General features: G+C 42.0%; 25 protein-coding genes and 3 pseudogenes. 13 read left to right on the top strand and 15 right to left on the bottom strand.

Annotation, left to right across the window (positions count from 1 at the left end):
• The first annotated feature begins 129 nt into the window (after positions 1-129).
• Together ACQY1X_RS01275 and ACQY1X_RS01270 are read left to right on the top strand one after the other, a co-directional pair.
• Positions 130-345 carry a hypothetical protein gene (locus ACQY1X_RS01275; RefSeq protein WP_012264484.1) on the top strand — a complete coding sequence of 72 codons (216 nt, stop codon included), beginning with the start codon at positions 130-132 and terminating at the stop codon, positions 343-345.
• Positions 345-605 (top strand): annotated as a pseudogene (locus ACQY1X_RS01270) (type II toxin-antitoxin system RelE family toxin). The gene ACQY1X_RS01275 and the pseudogene ACQY1X_RS01270 overlap by 1 nt, the downstream one beginning before the upstream one ends.
• Positions 606-831: 226 nt before the next feature.
• Here the strand turns inward: ACQY1X_RS01270 and ACQY1X_RS01265 are convergent.
• Positions 832-993: a hypothetical protein gene (locus ACQY1X_RS01265; RefSeq protein WP_162205107.1), complete on the bottom strand. Its 162-nt coding sequence runs from the start codon at positions 991-993 to the stop codon at positions 832-834.
• 8 nt (positions 994-1001) lie between these two features.
• Between ACQY1X_RS01265 and ACQY1X_RS01260 the strand changes: the two genes are divergently transcribed.
• Positions 1002-1304 (top strand): hypothetical protein, encoded by a 303-nt coding sequence (locus ACQY1X_RS01260; protein ID WP_016515170.1) that lies wholly within the window; start codon positions 1002-1004, stop codon positions 1302-1304.
• Positions 1292-1519, top strand: coding sequence for a hypothetical protein (locus ACQY1X_RS01255; protein WP_002735928.1), 228 nt, complete (start codon positions 1292-1294; stop codon positions 1517-1519). Before ACQY1X_RS01260 ends, ACQY1X_RS01255 begins: the two co-directional genes overlap by 13 nt.
• A gap of 263 nt (positions 1520-1782) precedes the next feature.
• Here ACQY1X_RS01255 and ACQY1X_RS01250 read toward each other — a convergent pair.
• From ACQY1X_RS01250 to ACQY1X_RS01235, 4 genes and pseudogenes are all read right to left on the bottom strand, one after another.
• A pseudogene (locus ACQY1X_RS01250) lies at positions 1783-1845 on the bottom strand (Txe/YoeB family addiction module toxin); the annotation flags it as partial.
• A gap of 72 nt (positions 1846-1917) precedes the next feature.
• Entirely contained in the window at positions 1918-3654 is a 1737-nt protein-coding gene (locus ACQY1X_RS01245) for an IS1634 family transposase (RefSeq protein WP_430015718.1), read from the bottom strand.
• Positions 3655-3797: 143 nt separating this feature from the next.
• On the bottom strand, positions 3798-4067 hold the full coding sequence (locus ACQY1X_RS01240) for a Txe/YoeB family addiction module toxin (protein ID WP_430015281.1): 270 nt from the start codon (positions 4065-4067) through the stop codon (positions 3798-3800).
• Positions 4057-4341 carry a type II toxin-antitoxin system Phd/YefM family antitoxin gene (locus tag ACQY1X_RS01235; protein WP_002771558.1) on the bottom strand — a complete coding sequence of 95 codons (285 nt, stop codon included), beginning with the start codon at positions 4339-4341 and terminating at the stop codon, positions 4057-4059. Before ACQY1X_RS01235 ends, ACQY1X_RS01240 begins: the two co-directional genes overlap by 11 nt.
• Before the next feature lie 253 nt (positions 4342-4594).
• On the opposite strand from ACQY1X_RS01235, the gene ACQY1X_RS01230 reads away from it, so the two are divergent.
• The 5 genes and pseudogenes from ACQY1X_RS01230 to ACQY1X_RS01210 all read left to right on the top strand — a co-directional run bounded on the left by ACQY1X_RS01230 (position 4595) and on the right by ACQY1X_RS01210 (position 7057).
• On the top strand, positions 4595-4894 hold the full coding sequence (locus tag ACQY1X_RS01230) for a hypothetical protein (RefSeq protein ID WP_430013810.1): 300 nt from the start codon (positions 4595-4597) through the stop codon (positions 4892-4894).
• 40 nt (positions 4895-4934) lie between these two features.
• A complete protein-coding gene (locus ACQY1X_RS01225; RefSeq protein ID WP_430014867.1) occupies positions 4935-5978 on the top strand; it encodes an IS630 family transposase in 1044 nt (347 codons plus the stop codon).
• A gap of 350 nt (positions 5979-6328) precedes the next feature.
• A pseudogene (locus ACQY1X_RS01220) lies at positions 6329-6421 on the top strand (PEP-CTERM sorting domain-containing protein); the annotation flags it as partial.
• A 157-nt stretch (positions 6422-6578) separates the two neighbouring features.
• Entirely contained in the window at positions 6579-6815 is a 237-nt protein-coding gene (locus ACQY1X_RS01215; RefSeq protein ID WP_002777819.1) for a hypothetical protein, read from the top strand.
• A gap of 2 nt (positions 6816-6817) precedes the next feature.
• Positions 6818-7057 carry a hypothetical protein gene (locus ACQY1X_RS01210; RefSeq protein WP_002751846.1) on the top strand — a complete coding sequence of 80 codons (240 nt, stop codon included), beginning with the start codon at positions 6818-6820 and terminating at the stop codon, positions 7055-7057.
• A gap of 77 nt (positions 7058-7134) precedes the next feature.
• Here ACQY1X_RS01210 and ACQY1X_RS01205 read toward each other — a convergent pair whose 3' ends face one another.
• From ACQY1X_RS01205 to ACQY1X_RS01180, 6 genes are all read right to left on the bottom strand, one after another.
• Positions 7135-7644 carry a DUF3368 domain-containing protein gene (locus ACQY1X_RS01205; RefSeq protein WP_430013808.1) on the bottom strand — a complete coding sequence of 170 codons (510 nt, stop codon included), beginning with the start codon at positions 7642-7644 and terminating at the stop codon, positions 7135-7137.
• Positions 7641-7886 (bottom strand): UPF0175 family protein, encoded by a 246-nt coding sequence (locus tag ACQY1X_RS01200; RefSeq protein ID WP_002748168.1) that lies wholly within the window; start codon positions 7884-7886, stop codon positions 7641-7643. The genes ACQY1X_RS01205 and ACQY1X_RS01200 overlap by 4 nt, the downstream gene beginning before the upstream one ends.
• A 317-nt stretch (positions 7887-8203) precedes the next feature.
• Complete coding sequence (locus tag ACQY1X_RS01195; protein WP_002751856.1) at positions 8204-8614, bottom strand: putative toxin-antitoxin system toxin component, PIN family; 411 nt, start codon at positions 8612-8614, stop codon at positions 8204-8206.
• Positions 8604-8810 (bottom strand): hypothetical protein, encoded by a 207-nt coding sequence (locus tag ACQY1X_RS01190; RefSeq protein WP_002737474.1) that lies wholly within the window; start codon positions 8808-8810, stop codon positions 8604-8606. Before ACQY1X_RS01190 ends, ACQY1X_RS01195 begins: the two co-directional genes overlap by 11 nt.
• A gap of 293 nt (positions 8811-9103) precedes the next feature.
• Positions 9104-10666 carry an iron uptake porin gene (locus ACQY1X_RS01185; protein ID WP_002777814.1) on the bottom strand — a complete coding sequence of 521 codons (1563 nt, stop codon included), beginning with the start codon at positions 10664-10666 and terminating at the stop codon, positions 9104-9106.
• A gap of 270 nt (positions 10667-10936) precedes the next feature.
• The gene (locus ACQY1X_RS01180; protein WP_002737509.1) at positions 10937-11500 is read right to left on the bottom strand and encodes a thylakoid membrane photosystem I accumulation factor; all 564 of its coding nucleotides are present in this window, start codon (positions 11498-11500) and stop codon (positions 10937-10939) included.
• Between the two features lie 48 nt (positions 11501-11548).
• Here ACQY1X_RS01180 and ACQY1X_RS01175 point away from each other — a divergent pair, with 48 nt between their 5' ends.
• Together ACQY1X_RS01175 and ACQY1X_RS01170 are read left to right on the top strand one after the other, a co-directional pair.
• Positions 11549-12043: a J domain-containing protein gene (locus ACQY1X_RS01175; protein WP_002736811.1), complete on the top strand. Its 495-nt coding sequence runs from the start codon at positions 11549-11551 to the stop codon at positions 12041-12043.
• 5 nt (positions 12044-12048) lie between these two features.
• Positions 12049-12321: a DUF3143 domain-containing protein gene (locus ACQY1X_RS01170; protein WP_002737741.1), complete on the top strand. Its 273-nt coding sequence runs from the start codon at positions 12049-12051 to the stop codon at positions 12319-12321.
• A 241-nt stretch (positions 12322-12562) separates the two neighbouring features.
• Here ACQY1X_RS01170 and arsS read toward each other — a convergent pair whose 3' ends face one another.
• The 3 genes from arsS to ACQY1X_RS01155 all read right to left on the bottom strand — a co-directional run bounded on the left by arsS (position 12563) and on the right by ACQY1X_RS01155 (position 16119).
• Positions 12563-13540: an arsenosugar biosynthesis radical SAM (seleno)protein ArsS gene (gene arsS / locus ACQY1X_RS01165; protein ID WP_430015280.1), complete on the bottom strand. Its 978-nt coding sequence runs from the start codon at positions 13538-13540 to the stop codon at positions 12563-12565.
• Positions 13541-13657: 117 nt separating this feature from the next.
• On the bottom strand, positions 13658-15070 hold the full coding sequence (locus ACQY1X_RS01160) for an LCP family protein (RefSeq protein WP_002737974.1): 1413 nt from the start codon (positions 15068-15070) through the stop codon (positions 13658-13660).
• 428 nt (positions 15071-15498) lie between these two features.
• Positions 15499-16119 carry a GNAT family N-acetyltransferase gene (locus ACQY1X_RS01155; protein WP_042790588.1) on the bottom strand — a complete coding sequence of 207 codons (621 nt, stop codon included), beginning with the start codon at positions 16117-16119 and terminating at the stop codon, positions 15499-15501.
• Positions 16120-16425: 306 nt separating this feature from the next.
• Between ACQY1X_RS01155 and ACQY1X_RS01150 the strand changes: the two genes are divergently transcribed.
• A complete protein-coding gene (locus ACQY1X_RS01150) occupies positions 16426-17667 on the top strand; it encodes an AmpG family muropeptide MFS transporter (protein WP_103113345.1) in 1242 nt (413 codons plus the stop codon).
• A 29-nt stretch (positions 17668-17696) separates the two neighbouring features.
• Here ACQY1X_RS01150 and ACQY1X_RS01145 read toward each other — a convergent pair whose 3' ends face one another.
• Positions 17697-19121 (bottom strand): PP2C family protein-serine/threonine phosphatase, encoded by a 1425-nt coding sequence (locus tag ACQY1X_RS01145; protein ID WP_287636275.1) that lies wholly within the window; start codon positions 19119-19121, stop codon positions 17697-17699.
• 206 nt (positions 19122-19327) lie between these two features.
• Here ACQY1X_RS01145 and ACQY1X_RS01140 point away from each other — a divergent pair, with 206 nt between their 5' ends.
• Positions 19328-19978 (top strand): nitroreductase family protein, encoded by a 651-nt coding sequence (locus ACQY1X_RS01140; protein WP_002735609.1) that lies wholly within the window; start codon positions 19328-19330, stop codon positions 19976-19978.
• Positions 19979-20271: the final 293 nt, after the last annotated feature.

Genomic DNA, 20271 nt, shown 5'->3' with positions numbered 1-20271 from the left:
TATTTCCAGAGGTTCTACCTTAGAACGAGACAAAGCATTGATGATCACACAAGGTCGAGAAGAGCCAAATAGCCAATTTAGTGCCAAAATTAGGAGTAGTTTATTTATTCTTCTCTCCTAGTTAAAAATATGCAAGTTAAAGAGCTAACTGTTGAAGAACTCAAGCTCCTCATTCAAGAAACTGTTGCCGAAACCATCCAATCTATCTTACTCGATCCTGACCAAGACAAAGAAGTCAAACCTGAAGTTAAGCAACAAGTTCTTGACTCTCTAAGACGGACTGAAATAGGAGAAAAGGGGGTTTCAGCCGAGGAAGTAGCCAAAAAATTAGGATTAAACTGGTAATGGCTTACTTTGTAGAATTTAGCCGCGAAGCAATTGCTGATTTAGAAGCACTCGCTCCTATCATTTAAGAGCGAATTTTGCGGAAAGTTCGCTGGTTGTCGGATAATTTTGAAAATGTTAGTCCTCAAGCTTTAAGTGCTAATTTGAGTGGTCTTTTCAAGCTTCGAGTCGGTGACTATAGAGTTATCTATTCTTTTGCACCCGAAGCAGAACGCATTACCATCCACAAGGTTGGACATCGCCGAGATATCTACAGTTGATAAAATACTGTATTTGAGAGTAAGTGGTTTCTTTGCTTAACATAATTTTTAGGGGAGACTTGTACAACCTTATTGTACAATTTCAAGCTCTTGAACTCTTCAAAAACCCCAAAATCTCAAGGGAGGAGAATGTAAATATTTATTAAATTGTAACTTTTGATACAGTTACGGGGGATAGTGTGTGGTTTTATGGAGGGTCGGTTATTATTACCTTGATTGAATCTGCTCAAAATACTCCCTCAAATGATGATTCATCATGGGATAGTGAAGATTGGGAGCAATTTGACCAACTCATTGCCAATTGTCTTGTAGATTCAGGAATTGAAGATTGAGCATCGGCAACACGACCACTATATTTATCGAACACCGAAGCGAGAATCCTATCCATGATTGGCAATGAAATTTGAAGTTGTTACCCCTTTGGGATTTACAGTTAGAACTTCAGAAGGTTATTGGCAGAGGCTAATGGGCAAACATCCTGACCTTGAGGAGTTGGAGGAATTAGTGACCCTTACCCTAGCTTTACCGGATGAAATTCGACGCAGTAGCCACGATGCTGGGGTGCTGCTATTCTATCGCCAGCGACAGGAAAAACGTTGGGTTGTGGCAGTGGCTCGGCGTTTAAATGGAGATGGGTTCTTGATTACTGCCTACCAAACCGATGGGATTAAAGAAGGGGAAATGCTATGGCTCAAGTAAAAGTTTTCTATGAACCGGAAACGGAATTACTCACTGTCTTCTGGCAGCAACCCAGAAAGGAGCAGATTTGTACTGAACTGGGGGATGGGGTGATTCTGATTAAGGATTCCACCAGTGGCGAGCCGATTGGCTTGGAAATTCTCTCCTATCGCCCTGGGGACAATCGCTTTGATGCGGTGAGCGTTGAACTGGGGCAGTTGAGTCCCGTCCGTTGATATTGGTCGTGATTCTGGTTGTCCTCTAACTTCCGAAATCATCTGGGCGTTGAGGATGGGTTTCATGGTGGATAGCTCGTCAGGGAGAGAAATGTAAAGATTTATAAATTGTAGCTTTTGATACAGTTGTGGGGGTGTGTGCTGTGCTGTTATCCTCCTTCTGTCTTGGGTTGGGCTATCGCCTAACCCAAGCTGCGAGGGGGAACGTACTACGTTCTTTGTCCCCTTTCTCCTGTAACAGTTCTTAATGGGTTTGTCTGAGTTTAGCCTGATTGATAATGATAGCGAGCTTGTAAAAAATAAACCTTATTTCCTGTGACTTTATAACTGGACTTCCCCGTTGACAAAAGGCCATAACCTGTGCTGTAGAAGGGATTAAGAGAATTTCCGCCGCCCCGTTACTGGGTACAAATCAGGGAAACTCCCAATAAATCTAACGCTTTTTGTTGCAGTTGGGTCGGTCGAGTTATCTTAGAAAAACGATAACTTCCCTCCCTAATCGTACATTCCACTGTATTCAAGCAAATTGTCCCCAGGTCTTCCAACAAAGTCCGAAAGCTATGCACAGGGAGGTTCTCTTGATTCCGTTTTTTTCTCTCTTTAGACTGAGCGGATTCACTGCGACTCGCTTTAATCACATTCAGAGAACCATCATCAATTTCTTCATCCTCAAATAACAAAGGAGCCAAGCACTGTTTTAAATGCCATTCCACATAATAAGCCAACATACATAAAAAGATATGAGCTTTGACTCTATCACCCTTATAATGATAGATAGGACGTACCTTTAAATCAATTGACTTATAACAGCGAAATGCCTCCTCCACTTGAGACAAACTTTTATAAGCTTTAACCGTCGTCGCTGCATCCATCAAAGTTGACTCCAGAGAAGTTCTTAACACATACACACCATCCAAAGCCGTTTCTTGAGCGATTAATTCCCGCTGACGCTGATAAGAAAAGCCTTCCTCTGTTATCTCTAAGTTATAGTATTTATTGACCTTAAACTGATTAAGAACCTTGCCCACTCTCAAAGCTATCTTATCTTGACCCTTTAAAGCTCTTTTCTCCCTTTGAGTCGCCTGAACAATCAAATCTAGTTCCTTCTCTACCGCTTCTAATAATGCCTCTCTTTGTAGTTGATTTTTCTGGGCGATTAAGGGATTCCGACAAGCAATTAATCTTTCATCGGGATAATCTTCACTCTCAAATTCCACCAAGTTTACCTGATCAAATAATCCTAATTGAATCACTTCTACCTCAGCCAGTTTCCGAATTTGAGGCTTAGTTAAACCAGTAATATAGTCTAATCCTTCTATGGGTTTTACTAATTCGTTGATTTTCGAGTTGGTTAAAATTCCTCTATCGCTTACCCAGACAACATTCTCAATCCCCCAACCCTTTCTGACTTTCTCAATTTGTCCGCTTAAAGTAGCACCGTCTGAAGTGTTTCCTTCAAATACTTCTACCGCTATCGGACAACCCTTGGCTGAACAGAGCAGACCAAAAACTATCTGAGTTTTCCCTTTCTTTTTATCTCGGTTATAACCATATTTTCCCAGTTCACAACCATTTCCTTCTAGGTAGGTAGAAGTGACATCATACAAGACTAATGTTCCTGATTCTAAGTGTTTAATTGCTAGGTGCTTCTCAATTTTCTCTTGTTTTTCTAATAACCAATCTAAGGCGTTATATAATTCGTCTTCATCGGCTTTCTCTAAGTCTAACAATTGTCCTAAACTCTGACTACAAGTCTCGCTATTAAACCCTCTCGCTGTGGCTAGTTTCGATTTAGGATTGATGATTCTTGCCACAATCATCGCCACTACTAAGTTTCTGATTCGTGAGGATTTTTCACTGATTATTTTATCTAAACCTAATTTTTTAATCGTCTCTAAAATAGCCATCACATGACCATGAGGAAGACTTCTAATCACTTCAAAATGATTGGGAATGCCTTCATTCATGGACAGTGTTGCCCCTTTGAGAGCCAGTTTCAAATTGTCGATAATATCATCGGGTAATTTTGAGAGATTGGCCAGGGTTCTTTTTTTGACTTGATCTCCTTCTCGGTAGGACTCCCGAAGAAGAACGGCGGGGGGGGAATTACGGTTAGGAACTTTTTCTATATACATGGCTATCATTCTAGCAAATAGAGAGAATTCTTGTCCATTAAGAAATGTTACAAATTACATGGGTACATTAAGAAAAGTTAAGGGGCGTATCCATTGATGGATAAGGGTTTTCGGCTATTATAGTATATATGTATGGGGGAAGTTCAGTTATAAACTAAACGATGCTCTAAATCGATCCGTCGTGACCAAGTGTCGGCAGCAATATACTTAAGAGGTTCGGGTTTACCCAATCCTGTAAACGGATCGCCATCCAAAATATCTGCCACTAAGTCTAAAATTTTATCGCCTTTTTTCGGTTCGTTCCGATACCACCAAGCTAAATCTGCTTTGAAATCAGGACTAAAAACGGGCAAATAACCATGAATAGGATTGTTTTGAGGTTTATCTGGCTTATTTTCTCTTTTAGGACTCAATTCCTAACTCCCCTTTCAATTCAGCTAATGTTTGAGGAGTTGCATCTTCTGTCTGGGTCCATGCTAAAGAGCGAAATAAGCGTTGGGCATTTTCTGGAGATCGCAATAAATAAACACACTCTAATAAACTGGAAAGCTCATCTTCAGCAATTAAGGCCACATTTTTCTGATTGCGACGCTTAATGACGATAATTTGCGATTCGTCACACACCTGATCTAAGATACTGGCTAAATTCATTCTCGCCTGAGAGTAGGTGGTTTCTTTGCTTAACATGATTTTTAGGGAAGACTTGTACAACCTTATTGTACAATTCCAAGCTCTTGAACTCCCCAAAAACCCCAAAATCTGAAGGGAGAGGAATGCAAAGATTTATTAAATTGTAGCTTTTGATACAGTTGTGGGGGGGGAAATGTGTATTGTTTTGCTATTCGCCTTTGCTGTTGGGTTAGGCTGTCGCTTGACCTGACTGCGAGAGAGTGTGATCGCACTTAACAATATATATATTTAGCAAAAAAGAGAGGTTAGAATGCTAAAAAACTTAGCCGCCGTTTCTACTCTAGTCATTCCTTTTTTATTTTTTCCGACTCAAGCTCAAGCGATCACTATTAATTTAGCAACAGGATTAGATGCTTCCAATACCTTAATCACAACAGGAGCACAATCTGACGCTCACTGGACTGTAGATAACCCTCAAGGCAGTTCAACTACTACTCCGGCTCAAACAGTCTATCCGGGCAATCCAAATTGGTTTGGTGGATGGTTGGCTAATGGGCCTATACTTTGCACGGTTATAACTTGCATTTTTTACTCAAAGACAATAATATAGTTCAAGAGTCATAATTAGAAGCAAAGCACTCATTAAAAACATGATTAACCTAGAATTCACGGAAGAAGAAAAGAACTCACTGTATTATGAAAGATTTCATCATCCTTATCCCCGGGTTCAACTGAAGATGGAAGTTCTCTGGTTAAAAAGCCAAAAGATACCGCACAAAAAAATTTGTCAGTTAGCAGGAATCTCGCCAAATACCTTATTAACCTATCTTCGAGATTATCAAGAGGGCGGAATAGAAAAATTAAAAGAAATCAACTTCTATCGCCCTAAAAGTGAATTAGAGTCTCAAAGAGAAACACTCAAAAAATATTTCGAGAAAAATCCACCAGCCACAATAAATGAAGCTGTATATAGAATAGAAGAATTGACAGGGATAAAACGAAGTCCTACCCAAGTGAGGAAATTCTTAAAATCCTTGGGAATGAAATGTTTAAAAATAGGTTCTCTTCCTTCTAAAGCTGACCCAGATGAACAAGAAGACTACAAAGAAAAAAAGCTAGAACCCAGACTAAATGAGGCTAAAGAAGGAAAAAGGGCTGTTTTTTTTGTTGATGCCGCTCACTTCGTCATGGGAGCATTTCTCGGTTTTGTTTGGTGTTTTGAGAGACTTTTTGTTAAGTCACCGAGCGGGCGTAAACGCTTCAATGTTTTAGGAGCATTAAATGCAATAACTCATGAAGTTATTCTAGTTACTAATGACACTTATATTACGGCAACTCAAGTCTGTGAACTTCTTGAAAAAATAGCTGCTTTAGGACTAATGATTCCCATCACTCTAGTCTTAGATAATGCCCGCTATCAGAAATGTAAAATTGTTGAAGAATTGGCTCTTTCTTTGTCAATAGAGCTACTCTATCTGCCGTCTTATTCGCCTAATCTAAATTTAATTGAAAGGCTGTGGAAATTTGTCAAAAAGAAATGTTTACATGGTAAATATTATGAAAACTTTTCTGACTTTTCTTCAGCCATTTATGAATGTCTGAATGATGCCCATCTGAAACATAAAAAAGAACTGGATTCCTTGCTGACTCTACGATTTCAGAAGTTTAATAAATCTCAGATTATGAACGTCTAAAGTATAATTCCACTTGGATTGCTAGAGATGCCAATACACCAGCTAATGGACTTGGAACTTATACTCGTGCCTTTGATCTGACTGGGGTCGATCTCTCGACAGTCTCTATTACAGGGAGTTGGGCGGTAGATGATACTGGTATTTTGGCTCTCAATGGGCAACAGATTGCCTCACTAAGTGCTGGCGCTTGGGGTAGTTTAACACCATTTTCTCTTGCCGCAGGTTCTTCCACGGCTGCACTTCTCAATCAAGGACAGAATCAACTAACCATTCGGATTATTGATCCAACAGATAACTTCCTAGAAGGAGTAAGATTGCAAGGAACTTTGACAGGAAGCAACGCACCAACCTCAGTCCCTGAACCCACCTCAACCCTCAGTCTCCTTGCCCTCGGCACTCTCGGCGCAGCTTCAACCCTGAAGCGCCAACTAAAACCCTCTTAATCCACTGAAAAAGAAACCACAAAAGTAAGCTAAATTGCCTCTAAAATACCATAAATACCCCTTCAATCAATCTTGAGGAGGGTTTGTTTTTTTATATCTCTTTTTTGGCAATAGATGCTATAATAGGGGGCCACTCTTTAAGATTGCTTGATCGATCGTGGACTTTGAGATTATCAGCGGTATCACGAATATCGAGATTATTGCCACAGGAACAGGAATTCGTAATCGGGAACGGTTGCAAAAACAGTATGGCAAAGGTAAATGGAGAAAATTAAAGGGCATAGCCCAAGTTCAGCTTGCCAATGGTATAGTAAGGTTAGCTGAAGTCCATTGGTATGAAGCTCATGGCATCGGCAAAAAAGAATTTAAGCTCAAGTTACCGTTTCTAGATTGACCATGAAAATAGAGTCATCTCCAACAAATAAGTTCGCAGTTTGTCTCAATAATGAAGGCTACGAAGCTTCACTAGAGGTGGGCAAAATATACCGCGTTATCCCTGATGAGACAGCAGAAATAAACAGTCTAATTCGGGTTATTGATGAAAGTGGTGAAGATTACGCTTTTTCTGTGAATCGGTTTCATGCTATTGAGTTACCAAAGCCAATAGAAGAGGCTTTATTATCAGTTGCCAACTAAAACCCTCTCAATCCACTGAAAAAGAAACCACAAAAGTAGGCTAAATTACCTCTAAAATACTATAAATACCCCTTCATTCAATCTTGAGGGGGTTTGTTTTTTCCTTCATCAACCATCTGTAAAACACTGCTGTATAAAGGCGCAGCAACCCAAAATCCTGCTTGATTGATCAAAGCGTCTAGTAGGGGTTTCACCTCAGAGATTAACCCTTGATTCTTCGCCTCAACCAAAATGCCCAGAATTCCTGTGTATCGAAGATTAAGTCTAGCAGCAATCCTACGACCACGACGCTCATCAATCAAAACTTGATCTGCTCCCAACTCAAGTGCTAAAGCAATAGCCTCAGCTTCTCCCTTATCTAGTTCATCAGCAAGAGCTTTAATCACTGTGTGGTTAGTTACCGTTCGAGTTTGAATCCAATCTAAGGTTTGGACTTCTATTGAACCTGCTACTGGAAAATCAGGCTCAGTTAATTCTCGATAAACTGCTTCAGGAATAAAAACTATTTCGTAAAGTTGTTGTAGCAGATGAAGTTGATTAATGGCGGCAAGATTGTTGATAGGGGATGTATCACTGACAACAATCACAATCTTCCCATCTCCCGCAAGTTCTTAATATCCTGTTCAAAATCTTCGACATCGTAGTGTACTGGAATTTGACGACTTGCAAGTAGGTGTTGAAAAGCAATACGATTCATTCCTGCAAATCGACTCGCTTGAGCAAGGGTGAGCTTCTCTTTTTGAAAGAGCATGACCGCAATTTCCTGCCTCATCTCAGCTTCAGTCATGCGTGTTGCACTGAGAATTTCATCGGAGATATCAATACTCATGGCTATAACCCTATCTATCCCTTCCTATTGGAATAATATCATAACCCCCTTCATTTAGTCGGTTGAGGGGGTTTATTTTTTGCGTCTCTTCCTCTTACACATTTTACACATTAAGAATCGGTTTTATGCTATTGAGTTACCAAAGCTAATAGAAGAGACTTTATTATCAGTTGCCAACTAAAACCGTCCCAATCCACCGAAAAAGCAACCACAAAAGTCGGCTAAATTACCTCTAAAAATACCATAAATTCCTCTTCATTCAGTCAGTTGATGGGTTTATTTTTTTGAATTCCTCCCTCAAAAAATTCTCAAAGACACTAGAAAATCACTAAAAACTCTGCTGGAGTAATAATTGGAATCCCTTGATAAGTATTGAGAATTAAAAGAGCATTATCGCCTGTTATGATGTATTGTGCCATTCCAGATACAGCTAATTCTAGGAATTTATTATCATCTAAATCGGAACAAACTCTCGTTTCATGCGATATATCAACAAATAAGCTCCTATTTCTAAGAGACGACAAGAAATCTAACCTATCATCTTTTTCTAAATATTTGTCAAATTTCTTTTTACTTATTCTCGTTGCCAATTCTTGATAAGTTGCCTCGCTCTGGAGAATAGTAAATTGACTGACTGTTATATTGATTACTTTTTTGGGTGTTCCTAGGGGATTGAGTAAAGCACTAATAAAAACATTTGTATCTATAACAACTCGATTAGGATTCATCTACTAATAGTTCTGTTAGTTTATCTTCTGTCAAACCTTTAGCTTGAGCTTTTTTGCCGACTTTATCCATAATTGAGATAAGACTTTCTGAATTTTCCTCAATCGTCAGATTAACTTCTTGTTCAGGAGAAAAACCTAACTGAGCGATTAGTGCAGGAATCTCCGATACCTTAATATTTTTGAGAACTTGTTTCATGGCTTAACTAGGTGTATCTTCAATTTTCATTGTACCCTATTTAATCACATTTAACAGTGTTCCTCAAATCGTCCTCGACCTCTTCGCCACAACTTCAACCCTGAAGCGTAAACTAAAACCCTCTAAATCCACCGAAAAAGAAACCACAAAAGTAGGGTAAATTGTCTCTAAAAATACCATAAATGCCCCCTTAATTCAGTTAGTTGAGAGTGCGGAACGGCAGCCAGTTGTCGAGAAATGATGTTAAATCCCGTCATACTTTATCTTTATTTCTGACTGGCTGCCTAGACAAATCAGAAAGTAAAAGTTGTGCGGATAGTGCCGATAACTAAGGTGGAATTGTTGTTATTTGAGTTAGGGGAAGTAATCACGATTACCCCCGGAGTAAGGGCAATATTATCGGTGAGTTTCCACTCATAAAATCCTTCGATATGAAAGGAAGTATCGGGATCATTAGTGGCACTACCATCATTTAATCGAATACTAGAACTAGATACCCAGGGCTGCATACCAACAATAATACCAGCCGTATTTCCTTCCTTAAATAAATCAGGAAAAGCCAAAGTTACCGCCCAATTCCAGATATCTAAATCCCCGCGTTCTAGTTGTCCATCTAAGGTGCTAAGGGTGATAGCTTTTGTATAGCCACCCCAACCACCGAGGACAAAACCATCGACAATTCGCCAAGTAAATTGTAACCCCAAACTATTATTAATTGTCGGGACAGCCTCCCCGAATAGTTCTTCGGTGAAAAATCGGAAATTCGAGCGCTGGCTTCCCGTTCCCGTATCTAATTGGTTATAACCATGAAGGTAAGATAAAGCAATGCCAAAATTATCGTTTGGAACATAACCCAGCTGCCCTAGGGCAGTATAGGAACCGTTAAATAAACCCGCTCCCGGGTTAGGATCGTTAGCATCCCCGGCAAGATAACCGGCGCTGAATTGCAAAGCCCCATAATTACCCTGTAAACCGAGTCCAGTTTGTCCGGGGGCAAAATAAAGGGGATTGCGGGTACCAAAAGCGGAAAGCGCCCCACTAGCACCATCTCCATCCAAAAAGTTGAGGGTATTGGTAAAGTCATCTTTAGCACCTCCCGTCGCTTCTAACCAGAGGTAGATATTTTCCGTGACGGGGAAACTGTAGTTTAAAACTTCTAGCAGTAAATCGTTGCCGTCCGGTTGGGTAAAGGCTAAGGTACTTGCAAAAGTTCCCGTAGTATCGGCTAAATCGGCAATATTTCCCGTTGCTAGACGGGTATAGAGTAAATCTTTACCTGTGAAGCTAGTATTTAATTCTAAACGGGCCCGATAACCAAAAGCTGGCACTTGGGGAATCCCTTCACCACCGTTTTTTTCTCCTGTGGCTACCCCATATAATGCCATCACCACTTCCCCGGTTAATTTAGTAGTGGTGGAAAATTGATTATTTTCCAGAAAAGCGACTCGATTTTCTAAGTTATCAACCCTAGCACCCAATGCCGCTAATTCTGTCTCGAATTCCTTGACTAATCGCTTGATTTTGTCTAGATCTTCTTTTAATACCGCTACTCCTTCTTGAATCAATCTTTCTAGGGTATTTAAGCAGGCATTCAACCCGGCGGCAAATTCCCAACGAGTTAAAGCGCGTTCACCGCGAAAAGTGCGGTCAGGATAACCTACTATACAACCATACCTCTCCACGAGACTTCTTAAGGCCTCAAACGCCCAGGCGGTGGGAGAAACATCCCGCAATTGATTGACACTTGTTACCTGTGCCATGGGGTTACTAGAGAGGTTTTCGAGACTATTAGCCAGTACCGGACTAGAAAAACCCAGTAATATCGCTGCTGTTAGGAAATTTTGCTTGATTTTCATTGCTGTCTCCTACACCTATAAGAATGATTATTGTTCTCAGTATAATTAGGTTAGCAAACTTTTTCTAGTCTGGCACTGTTGCAAATGTTTTTCAAATGTTACTCTAGATAAAATCTGAATTGCCTAGCATTTATTGATTAAAATAAATCTTAAATGATAATAAAAGCAATAAGTAAATAATTTTATTGTTGCTAAAAACAAGATAGAGACGCTGCTGACAGCATCTCTAAATGATTATTTTTGGTTCAATTGAGGATAAAAAAGAGGTAACTAGCGCAATTCAGCGTTAAACTCGTTAAAAGAGCGTCTTTTTAACTCTACCGATTCTGATCGAGGCAGAAGCTCAAAAACCTTTCTTAAGACATCATCCACATCTTCATATTTAACATTGCCCAAACCATCATAAACCACTTTACCCTGTTGGTCTAAAACCACCGTTTGGGGAACCCCACCGCGATAATAGTAACCCGGTTCATCGGGACGATAGGAAGACTTTAAGGGGATAGAATCGACAGTAACGGGGATAATACTGGCGGCGCGACCGTAAAACTCTTGAAAACGGGAGACAATCGCCGCAAATCGCTTACAATCACTACTATCATCCAGATAATAGACAATAATAGCCGGAATTTTCCGTTGAAAAGTTTCCGCTAAATTTAAACGCGGTGGTACGAGGGAACCATTACCCGCATAGACCACAAAAATATTACCATCGAGGCGATCGTCATCGATCCCCGCGTAGGCGCTAGGGGTTAGCCAAGGAGACCAACTCGTCAGAGCAACAATGAGAAAGACAAGACAGATCTGAAGACGCAGCCGATAACGAGATTTCATGATCAACAGGGTTAAAATATTAAGACAATTTTTAGTGTAAAAAATCTTGTGACCTTCGAGCGCGATAATTCCCAAACCACCTCGCGAGTCATTGCCGCTAACTCGCGCTTTGCCAATACTTATTATGCCATTCTAGGACTACATCCGAGTGCCTCGGTGATCGAAGTGCGACGAGCCTATCGGGAACTGAGCAAACGATACCACCCCGATACTACCGAACTCAGCCCCGAAGTGGCAACGGCTAAATTCCAGCGTCTTAACGAAGCTTATGCCACCCTGAGTAATCCCGATCGCCGTTCCCTGTATGATTTACAGATAGGTTACTCGCGCTGGAATGTCATCCAAACCATCCCCGATGGCGATCAACCCATAGCTAATCGTAGCGCCTATCTCGATCCGACCGATCGCCCCCTATCTTCGGGAGAAATTTTTGCTTTGTTTATCTTGGCACTCACCCTGCTCGGCTGCTTGTTACTGGCGGTGATTATTGCTATGCTTCGAGGAGAGAATGCTGTCACTGTAGCCCAATTATTTTTGATTTAGATGCGATGAAGATTCCCACTGCTGATACTCCCCTCTATAATCATCCCTTACCGGCGATCGAAGCATGGCTAGTTAAGTTAGGTTGTCGGAAAAATACCGAGAATGTCCACTGTTGGACTGTGGAAAAACTGACATGGAAAGCGGAAATCTGCCTCGATATCGAAGAAATCACCGTTCGTTACTTTCGGGCAGCCAATGATGGCAGTGACATCAATCGCGCTTTTAAATACTCCCTTAGTCGTCAAGATATCGAATCGGCGGTTTTTTCCGGTCCCTAATCAATAGTCCAACTTTTGACTAAAAAGTGCCAGCGATTGGAGCGATCGGGGGGAGAATTCAGGGACTTTTTCCCTGAAAATTGGCTAATTGACCACCTGAAAATCGGTAAAACCCTACACCCTACACCCTACACCCTACACCCTACCCCGTTAAGACAGCACCGGAGTGGGCAGCAGGGAGAGCTATTCCGAGCATTTGTACTAAATTTCCCGAGACAGGCTGTCAATCCAGTACACTTGTTCAGGTTGAAGTCAAAGCTCCCCCACAACTGGAACCGCTCCCGGCAGTGCAACCGTAGCAATAGGAAGCGGTTTGTACCTCTGCAATTACATCTAAACTACCCGCTTGTAATAAATCCGACAGGGTTAATTTTTGGCCTTGACTGGTGCAAGCAGCCAGAGCCTCCATCTGATTAAAATCGCAGTCATAGATATTACCTAAATAATCAATGGAAAGCTGATGACGACACATCAAATGTTCGACAGTATCGGCATTAAAATGGTCTTCGAGGAATTGAAGATAGGGTTGATAGAGTTGCCGGTGTTCCAGATGGAAACGGGTTCTTCCGACGGGTAAGTTAGTGATAGTAAACAGATTATTAAAAGAAATATTAAAATGTTCTTGCAAGAACTTTTTGTAATCCCGTGTTAGGGATACCTGATCCGGTGTGAGAGAAAAATTCTCTGACTTAGGAATCTGGGGATTATAGACTAAATCCACAATCAAATTCGGCTCTTGAGCGTAACCAAGACGGTTCAACCATTGTAAAGCATTGATCGATCGATCATAGACTCCCAGACCGCGCATTTTATCCACATTATCGGCAAGATAACAGGGTAAAGAAGCCACCACCCGCAGCTGATGGGCAGCGCAATATTCAGGAATATCAGTAAATCCTTTCTCAAAATAAATAGTTAAATTCGAGCGCACAATTACCTCTTTTCCCGCTTTTCTAGAGGTTTCCACAATTGGTTTAAAACCGTAGAGCATTTCGGGAGCGCCGCCGGTCAGATCGACGGTTTTAATTTGGGGAAATCTTGCGATCAGTTCGATAATTTGTTCGCATACTTCTGGAGTCATTTCTTCGGAGCGAACTGGACTAGCTTCCACATGACAATGGCTACAAGCAAGGTTACATCTTTTCCCTAAATTAATTTGCAGAACCGAGATTTTTTGCTTAGTTAAAGGAGTTTTTAGTTTCTCAAAAAAAGGAATCATGGGAGAGTAATCACTAATCAGTAATTAGTAAACAGAATCACTAATCAATGATAACTGATAATGGATGAGTTTTTTGTCAATGGGCAACTACTAACTCAGATAAACTTGATTTTTCTCTTAGTTGCCAGGGGATAGCTCAGAAAGATTAGCTGATTTTTCTTGCCAATCTTGACCAATTTTAATTGTCACATCAGAAGCGAGATTCCCTGTACTTTCCACCAAAACTTCCCCGACACCAAGGCTATTATGCAGGGCAGCAGCGAGGGAATTATCCCCTTTTTGAGCAATAATTTTGGTAGTTTCTAGAATTGGCGATGAAGACTTAGAGACAAAAACATTTTCATAACCCAATGAGCGCAGATATCTGACTAGAGTTTGCACCGCTTCTGGATTATCGGTGCTATCTTCCACAGCGATGCGAGTCGGTTGCGTAGTTTCTTCAGTGTCAGCCATAAAAAAGCCGTGGTTGAAATGTTGAGCCACTAGCTCTTGAATTTTACTTTGATTGGGCAACCAATAACTGATCCCTTGCCGCCCATCACCATTAAAGTCTCCTGGTAGGAGTAGCATTTGCACATCAGCTCGCTCAGTTTTGGAGGCAAAACCGGCTAGGGCGAGTAACTCCTCTAAACTGAGATTAGTATCGATACTATTGCGGATAACCTCGATAATATCAGGAATTTTCAATAAAGTTGCTGGTTTTAGGGTTTGTTCCACTAAAGACCGCATTAATTGCTGTTGTCGTTGGATACGACCGATATCGCCTTTAGCATCGTAACGAAAACGGGCAAACTGGAGGAATTTCTCGCCGTTGAGGTGTTGTTCCCCTTTTTTCAGGTCAATGTAGAGGTGTTGACTAAAATCTTGGTACTTCATGTCTTTGGGAACATATACCGTCACCCCCCCTAAAGCATCAATTAATTTTTCCACACCCTGCACATTAATGCGAACATAGCGATCGATAGCGACTCCCTCTAAAAGATGACTAACCGTTTCCGCCGTTAAAGCAGGTCCACCGAGGGCGTTAGCTTCATTGATTTTTTTCTCCCCGTAACCCTCGATATCGGTGCGGGTATCCCGGGGGATGGAAAGCATGGTTAACTTCTGTCTTTGGGGGTCAAAACGCAGTAACAGCATGGTATCGGTTAAACCCTCCAAGGAATTAACCGGGGCATGATAACCCAAATCTGGGGTTTGTGCCTCCTTGACATCGGATGTCAACACTTTCGCGCCGACTACCAGAATATTAACGGGGCGGTTGAGGGCGGGAAGTTGCAGATTTTCATAGGATATGGCCTGCTGATTGTTAAAAGCGGCGGCTTCTTGAGGACTAAGAGCAGCTTGTCGCAAAGGTGTGGAGGAGAGAGACACAGCCAACATAGCACCGGCCGTAGCGGAAACTAGGGCGCAGCCAGTTAAGCCTAGGGCTGTCAGGAACCATTTACTGGACAATCGCCGCTTTTTAACAGTTTTAGCTGCTAATTTGCCTGATTTTCTACTTTTAGCCCTTGATTTTGTCTTGTTAACCACAAATTGCCTCACACAATCACTAAATATCTCCCTAAAACCATATTTTAAAGGGATGAACTATTTTTTTTCTCAGATACCCGGAAAAGATTATTAAACTAATTGGGTTTTCTAGAGAGTTAGCAGATAATATAGCAGAATTTTTCCTTATCGTTGTTCTGCATGGCAATTTTGTCGAAATATCTAGGGTTTGCTGGTGGGGAAGTGGGAAAGTGGGAAAGTGGGGTGTGGGATGTGGGGTGTAGGGTGTAGGGTGTGGGGTGTAGGGTGTGGGGTGTGGGGTGTGGGGTGTGGGGTGTGGGGTGTAGGGTGTGGGGTGTGGGGAAATGGGGAGAATAAATAAAAATAATCTCCTGACTCCTGACTCCTGATTACTGTCTCCTGAATCCTGACTCCTGATTACCGTCTCCTGACTCCTGAATCCTGACTCCTCAATGGCTGATTTTTTTGTGCAGAAATAACTTTTGTGGTCGATTAAATAACCAATTGCTCAACCAACCGTCGGTTTTTTGCAGACGATAACCGCTACTTAAGTACAGTGACTGGGCTGCTAGATTATTATCGAGAACATGGAGGGAAAGTTCTTCAAAACCCCATTCTCTAGCGATCTGTTCACACTTGAGCAGCAATCTCCGGGCCAGACCGGCACGCCGGTGATCGGGACTAACGGCTAAATTAGAGATATAAGGAATGGGAACAGCTAAAAAAGCACTGGATTTTAAGGCGATTTCCGCCGTAGCGACAATAATTTCCTCAGGACCCGTGGCAGTGACGCTGGTTTGACTGACTACCAGACAGTGGTAGTAAGGGGTATCGGCGCGCAATCGTCCCCGTAAGTCCTCGTAAATGCCTAATTTAAAGATAGGACGCAGAAAAGACCAATAATTGGCCGTGGGGAAAAAACTATCGGCGATAATCTCCGCCAAGCTTTTGAGATCTTGGCTTTGGGCCAAACGCACCTCGACGGTAATGGCGGCAGTGTCACCGGTCGCTTCCGAGTCGGAGGGATGAGACAATAGGTATGAGATAAAACAGGAGTCCACTTTAATCACAGGAGTCGGGAGGGAAGATGGGGGTGGCGGTCCTTATCTAGGAAGGGTAAATAGGGATGGGAGCTAGTTGGGGGAATCAAGCATCTATCTTAAGGAGAAGACCGCAATTTTTCAAGACTACTGAATCAAAATCTCATCTATTCTACTGCCTATAGCCACGGCTGGGGGAAAGACCGCTATTTTTCGGGAATTTTTTTTGATCGCCGGGCCATGGTTAAGATGGAATGATGCCGGTCAGAACTAATTTCTTTCTTTTTGGGTCAATTAACTATATTCTTTAATCTAATCTATCCTCCTACCCCCTCTATGATCAAAGAAATTTCCGCTTATTTGCAAGTGTTCCGCAGTCAAAAAATGGCGGCTTTGCTATTCTTAGGTTTTGCTTCTGGATTACCCTTATTGCTCACCAGTCGCACCCTGCAAGCTTGGATGACCACCGAAGGAGTTGATCTGAAATCGATCGGTTTATTTAGTTTAGTCGCTCTCCCCTACTCTCTTAAATTTCTTTGGTCTCCCTTACTCGATCGCTATGTTCCTCCTTTTCTTGGTCGTCGTCGCGGTTGGATTTTAATCGCTCAAATTTGTCTAACTTTAGCGATTGGTTTCATGGCTTTTCAACAACCAAAACAATCTTTGGAATTATTGGCAATTAATGCTCTACTGATTGCTTTTTTTAGTGCCACTCAAGATATTGCTTACGATGCCTATCGCACAGATATTTTAGAAAAATGGGAGATGGGTGCCGGGGTAGCGATCGGGGTTTTAGGTTATCGTTTGGCTTTAATTTTAACTGGTTCGATCGCTTTAATTTTAGCCGATCACTTTCCCTGGCCCCTTGTCTATCTTTTCCTAGCTGGATTGATGGCTTTAACGATTATTTGGTCTTTTTTCGCCCCAGCTACTCCCCCTAGAGATGATACTCCCCAAACTCTTTTAGAGGCGGTTTGGTTGCCTTTCTGGGAGTTTTTTCAACGCTATCAATTAGGTCAAGGAATCGGCATTCTCGCCTTTATTGTTCTCTATCGTTTAGGGGATGCTTTAGTTAATAATATGGTGACTCCTTTTCTCTTAAAAACTGGTTTCAGTCAAACCGCTATCGGGGCGATCCAAGGCGGTATGGGCATGATAGCAACTATGGTGGGAGTTTTATTAGGTGGTTCCCTGTTAAGTCGTTGGGGAATTAATCGATCGCTCTGGATTTTTGGCGGCCTACAAGCTATTAGTAATTTAGCCTATTTTATTTTAGCAAATTTAGGGCAAAATTATCCTTTTATGGTCTTAGCTATTAATATTGAAAACTTCTGCAGCGGTCTAGGTACTGCCGCTTTTGTGGCTTTTTTAATGAGTCTTTGTAATGCTCGTTTTACTGCTACTCAGTACGCCCTCTTATCGAGTTTAATGGCTTTTAGTCGCGATATTTTAGTCGCTCCCGCCGGAGTTTTAGCAGCGGCGATCGGTTGGCAGTGGTTCTTTTTAATCACAGTAATTGCCGCTTTACCCGGGTTAGCTTTATTGCCTTTATTTGCTCCATGGCAAGAGCCGAATTAGGCTAATTTACTTAGCTAGAAACCGATGATTTATTCCTCCGATTTCACTCGCATAACTACTAAAGTCATATCGTCACTACTGTCATTTCCTAACCCAGTAAAAGCGTCCACTTTTCCAAATAAATATTTTAGAATCTGTTCAGGATCGTTGTACTGTTGACAGGCTTCTTTAACTGCCGATAGCCAATTTTTCTGATCAAATCTTTCCCCTTTCGAGTTGACTGCATCGGTAAAGCCATCGGTATAATAGATCAGCGTATCTCCCGCTTCTAATTGCACTTGGGCATCATCATAGATAGAATCGGCCTCTAAACCAACTAATGTCCCTTCCGTGTCAAGAGACTCTAACTCTGCCGTTTTAGCCCGCCACCAGAGGGTGGGATAATGGGCAGCATTACTGTAGCCAAGACGCTGCGTCAGGGGATCATACTCGGAATAAAATAATGTCACGAAACGATGAGAATTATCGAGATCGGCATACATAACCCGATTAAGATGACGCAAAATCTGGGCCGGGGAGTGACGATTTAACACTTCCGCTCGCAACATTCCCCGGGTCATGGTCATCAATAATCCTGCTGGGACACCTTTTCCCATGACATCACCGATGACTATACTCCAAGGAGCGGTACTGGCTTCCATTTCCGCCTCCCTTGCCGGTTTAAATTGATCGTAGTTGCAGGGGATAAAATCATAATAGTCGCCACCAACGCGATTAGCCGTTTTGCAGTGGGCTGCCAATTCTACCCCCTGAATTTTCGGACATTGCCGGGGTAAAAGACGATTTTGGATTTCGGAAGCGATTTCTAACTCTCGATCCTGACGTTCCTTGGCCCGTAATTCGATCGTTAATTCATTATTAGCTATAGCTACCGCCGTTTGATCGGCCACTAGCTGCAACAGTTTACGACGGGTGGGTGTCCAACCATAATCGGGATCGCGACTGAAAACGTATAAACGTCCCCGCTCACTATTTTTTACCAAAACTGGTGTACTATAAATCTGCGTACCCTGTCCGAGAGTTTGCCGGATTTGATGGTCGAGACTATCGAGAAGCGATCGACTATTTTTATTCTCAAGTGGCGTTTCTTGGTTTAATTGTCGGATAATTGCCTCTAATTGTCGGCGTAGTTCCCCATTAATTTGATTATCTTGGCAATGCAGTTGATCAAGCGCCACTTGACCGTTATTTTTACTCAAAATCAACGCCCCTCCCTCCGCGTCTGCCACTCGTGCGGCCATCAAGGGGGTAAGATCGAGGAATTGGTTTAAATTATTGAAACTCCGCAGGGCAAAACCGAGGGAACTTAAGAGATTTTGAACTTTGTTTTGTTCACGATATAAACTGGCGACCAACTCTTTTAAGGCTAAAATTGGCTTAATATCGGCACTTTGATCGCCCATATTGACGGTGGCAGTGGTGAGAGTGTCCCTCGGTTCCGGCTCAGAAAGCATAAAATGATTTTTGTGGCGGTGACATGATTATAGCTAGATGGTCATTGGGTTATGACCTGTTTAAGTTTAACAGTATAGTCGATCTTTTCCTGACTGCCACAATTTAACCCTGATGTTTTACTATTTCTGTTTTTTCACACCTAAGACTGAGGCTGATAGCTTGACCTTATAATAATTAGAAGTATTTAACTTGATCCATTGACTTTATGACCTTGCCTCTCGATGTTCCCACGGCGATTAATCAACGTCGTTCTATTAAAAATTTTACCACCGATCCGATCGCCCCAGAACTGCTGAAAACCCTAGTAGAATTAACCGTTGCCGCACCTAGTAGTTTCAACATCCAAGATTGGCGAATTATTTTAGTACAAGATGAGGCACAAAAGGCCGCTTTAGCCGAGGCCGCTTGGGGACAAAAGCAAATTATCCAAGCACCAGTTACTTTTGTTTTCGCTGCCGATGCTGCCGCAGGAGGAGGAGAGCTAACTCCTATCTATGAACAGGCTCTCAGTACAGGTGCCTGGAGCGAAGGCACGGTAAAATATTTTAAACAGGCAATCCCGGGATTTCAAAAGGATTTGGGCGAAAAAACCCGGGAATACGCGATTAAAGATGCCATGATCGCCGCTACTCATCTGGTTTTAGCTGCCGAAAGTCTCGGTTTATCTAGTTGTTTTCTCAACGGTTGGATCGAGGACAAGGTAAAAGCTGTGATCGGTGCTGCCGATCATCCCGATCTGGCGATCGCTGTTGTCGTTCCCATCGGTTACGCGGCGGAACCTCGGCTTAATCCGGGGCGTTTACCTTTAGATTACAATGTTTTTGTGGATCGCTTGGGTAATCCCTATCAAATCTAAACTCTATTAACTGGATTTAATCTCGTTTCGATCGCTGTTTTGTCCGGTGGTTTGGGGGTGGGTGTCGGTGTCGGTTTGCAGGAGTTGGTGTTGCTGATTTGAGATAGGAAGCTTCTGGCAAACTAACTTTTAGATAGGATGGCACGGTTGGCATTCATAGCTTGATTCAGCAACGCCTTGTATTGTGGCAAAATTAACAATTTAATCTGCATCAAGCTGCGCTAATACAGCCGACATCGATCTTAATTTTTTCACAAGATATAAGGTTAATTATTTGTATAACAAGTCCCTAA

Source organism: Microcystis protocystis FBCC-A270, from assembly GCF_050500235.1.
Lineage (GTDB): Bacteria > Cyanobacteriota > Cyanobacteriia > Cyanobacteriales > Microcystaceae > Microcystis > Microcystis ichthyoblabe_A.
The sequence above is the reverse complement of the archived record's forward strand: the minus strand, read 5'-3'. Positions and strand labels throughout refer to the sequence as shown.

Bases quoted from the DNA above. Each gene is read 5' to 3' on its own strand.
- ACQY1X_RS01275 (WP_012264484.1), top strand. From the start codon at position 130: ATGCAAGTTAAAGAGCTAACTGTTGAAGAACTCAAGCTCCTCATTCAA.
- ACQY1X_RS01265 (WP_162205107.1), bottom strand. From the start codon at position 993: ATGGATAGGATTCTCGCTTCGGTGTTCGATAAATATAGTGGTCGTGTT.
- ACQY1X_RS01260 (WP_016515170.1), top strand. From the start codon at position 1,002: ATGAAATTTGAAGTTGTTACCCCTTTGGGATTTACAGTTAGAACTTCA.
- ACQY1X_RS01255 (WP_002735928.1), top strand. From the start codon at position 1,292: ATGGCTCAAGTAAAAGTTTTCTATGAACCGGAAACGGAATTACTCACT.
- ACQY1X_RS01245 (WP_430015718.1), bottom strand. From the start codon at position 3,654: ATGTATATAGAAAAAGTTCCTAACCGTAATTCCCCCCCCGCCGTTCTT.
- ACQY1X_RS01235 (WP_002771558.1), bottom strand. From the start codon at position 4,341: ATGTTAAGCAAAGAAACCACCTACTCTCAGGCGAGAATGAATTTAGCC.
- ACQY1X_RS01230 (WP_430013810.1), top strand. From the start codon at position 4,595: ATGCTAAAAAACTTAGCCGCCGTTTCTACTCTAGTCATTCCTTTTTTA.
- ACQY1X_RS01225 (WP_430014867.1), top strand. From the start codon at position 4,935: ATGATTAACCTAGAATTCACGGAAGAAGAAAAGAACTCACTGTATTAT.
- ACQY1X_RS01210 (WP_002751846.1), top strand. From the start codon at position 6,818: ATGAAAATAGAGTCATCTCCAACAAATAAGTTCGCAGTTTGTCTCAAT.
- ACQY1X_RS01200 (WP_002748168.1), bottom strand. From the start codon at position 7,886: ATGAGTATTGATATCTCCGATGAAATTCTCAGTGCAACACGCATGACT.
- ACQY1X_RS01195 (WP_002751856.1), bottom strand. From the start codon at position 8,614: ATGAATCCTAATCGAGTTGTTATAGATACAAATGTTTTTATTAGTGCT.
- ACQY1X_RS01190 (WP_002737474.1), bottom strand. From the start codon at position 8,810: ATGAAACAAGTTCTCAAAAATATTAAGGTATCGGAGATTCCTGCACTA.
- ACQY1X_RS01185 (WP_002777814.1), bottom strand. From the start codon at position 10,666: ATGAAAATCAAGCAAAATTTCCTAACAGCAGCGATATTACTGGGTTTT.
- ACQY1X_RS01180 (WP_002737509.1), bottom strand. From the start codon at position 11,500: ATGAAATCTCGTTATCGGCTGCGTCTTCAGATCTGTCTTGTCTTTCTC.
- ACQY1X_RS01170 (WP_002737741.1), top strand. From the start codon at position 12,049: ATGAAGATTCCCACTGCTGATACTCCCCTCTATAATCATCCCTTACCG.
- arsS (WP_430015280.1), bottom strand. From the start codon at position 13,540: ATGATTCCTTTTTTTGAGAAACTAAAAACTCCTTTAACTAAGCAAAAA.
- ACQY1X_RS01150 (WP_103113345.1), top strand. From the start codon at position 16,426: ATGATCAAAGAAATTTCCGCTTATTTGCAAGTGTTCCGCAGTCAAAAA.
- ACQY1X_RS01145 (WP_287636275.1), bottom strand. From the start codon at position 19,121: ATGCTTTCTGAGCCGGAACCGAGGGACACTCTCACCACTGCCACCGTC.
- ACQY1X_RS01140 (WP_002735609.1), top strand. From the start codon at position 19,328: ATGACCTTGCCTCTCGATGTTCCCACGGCGATTAATCAACGTCGTTCT.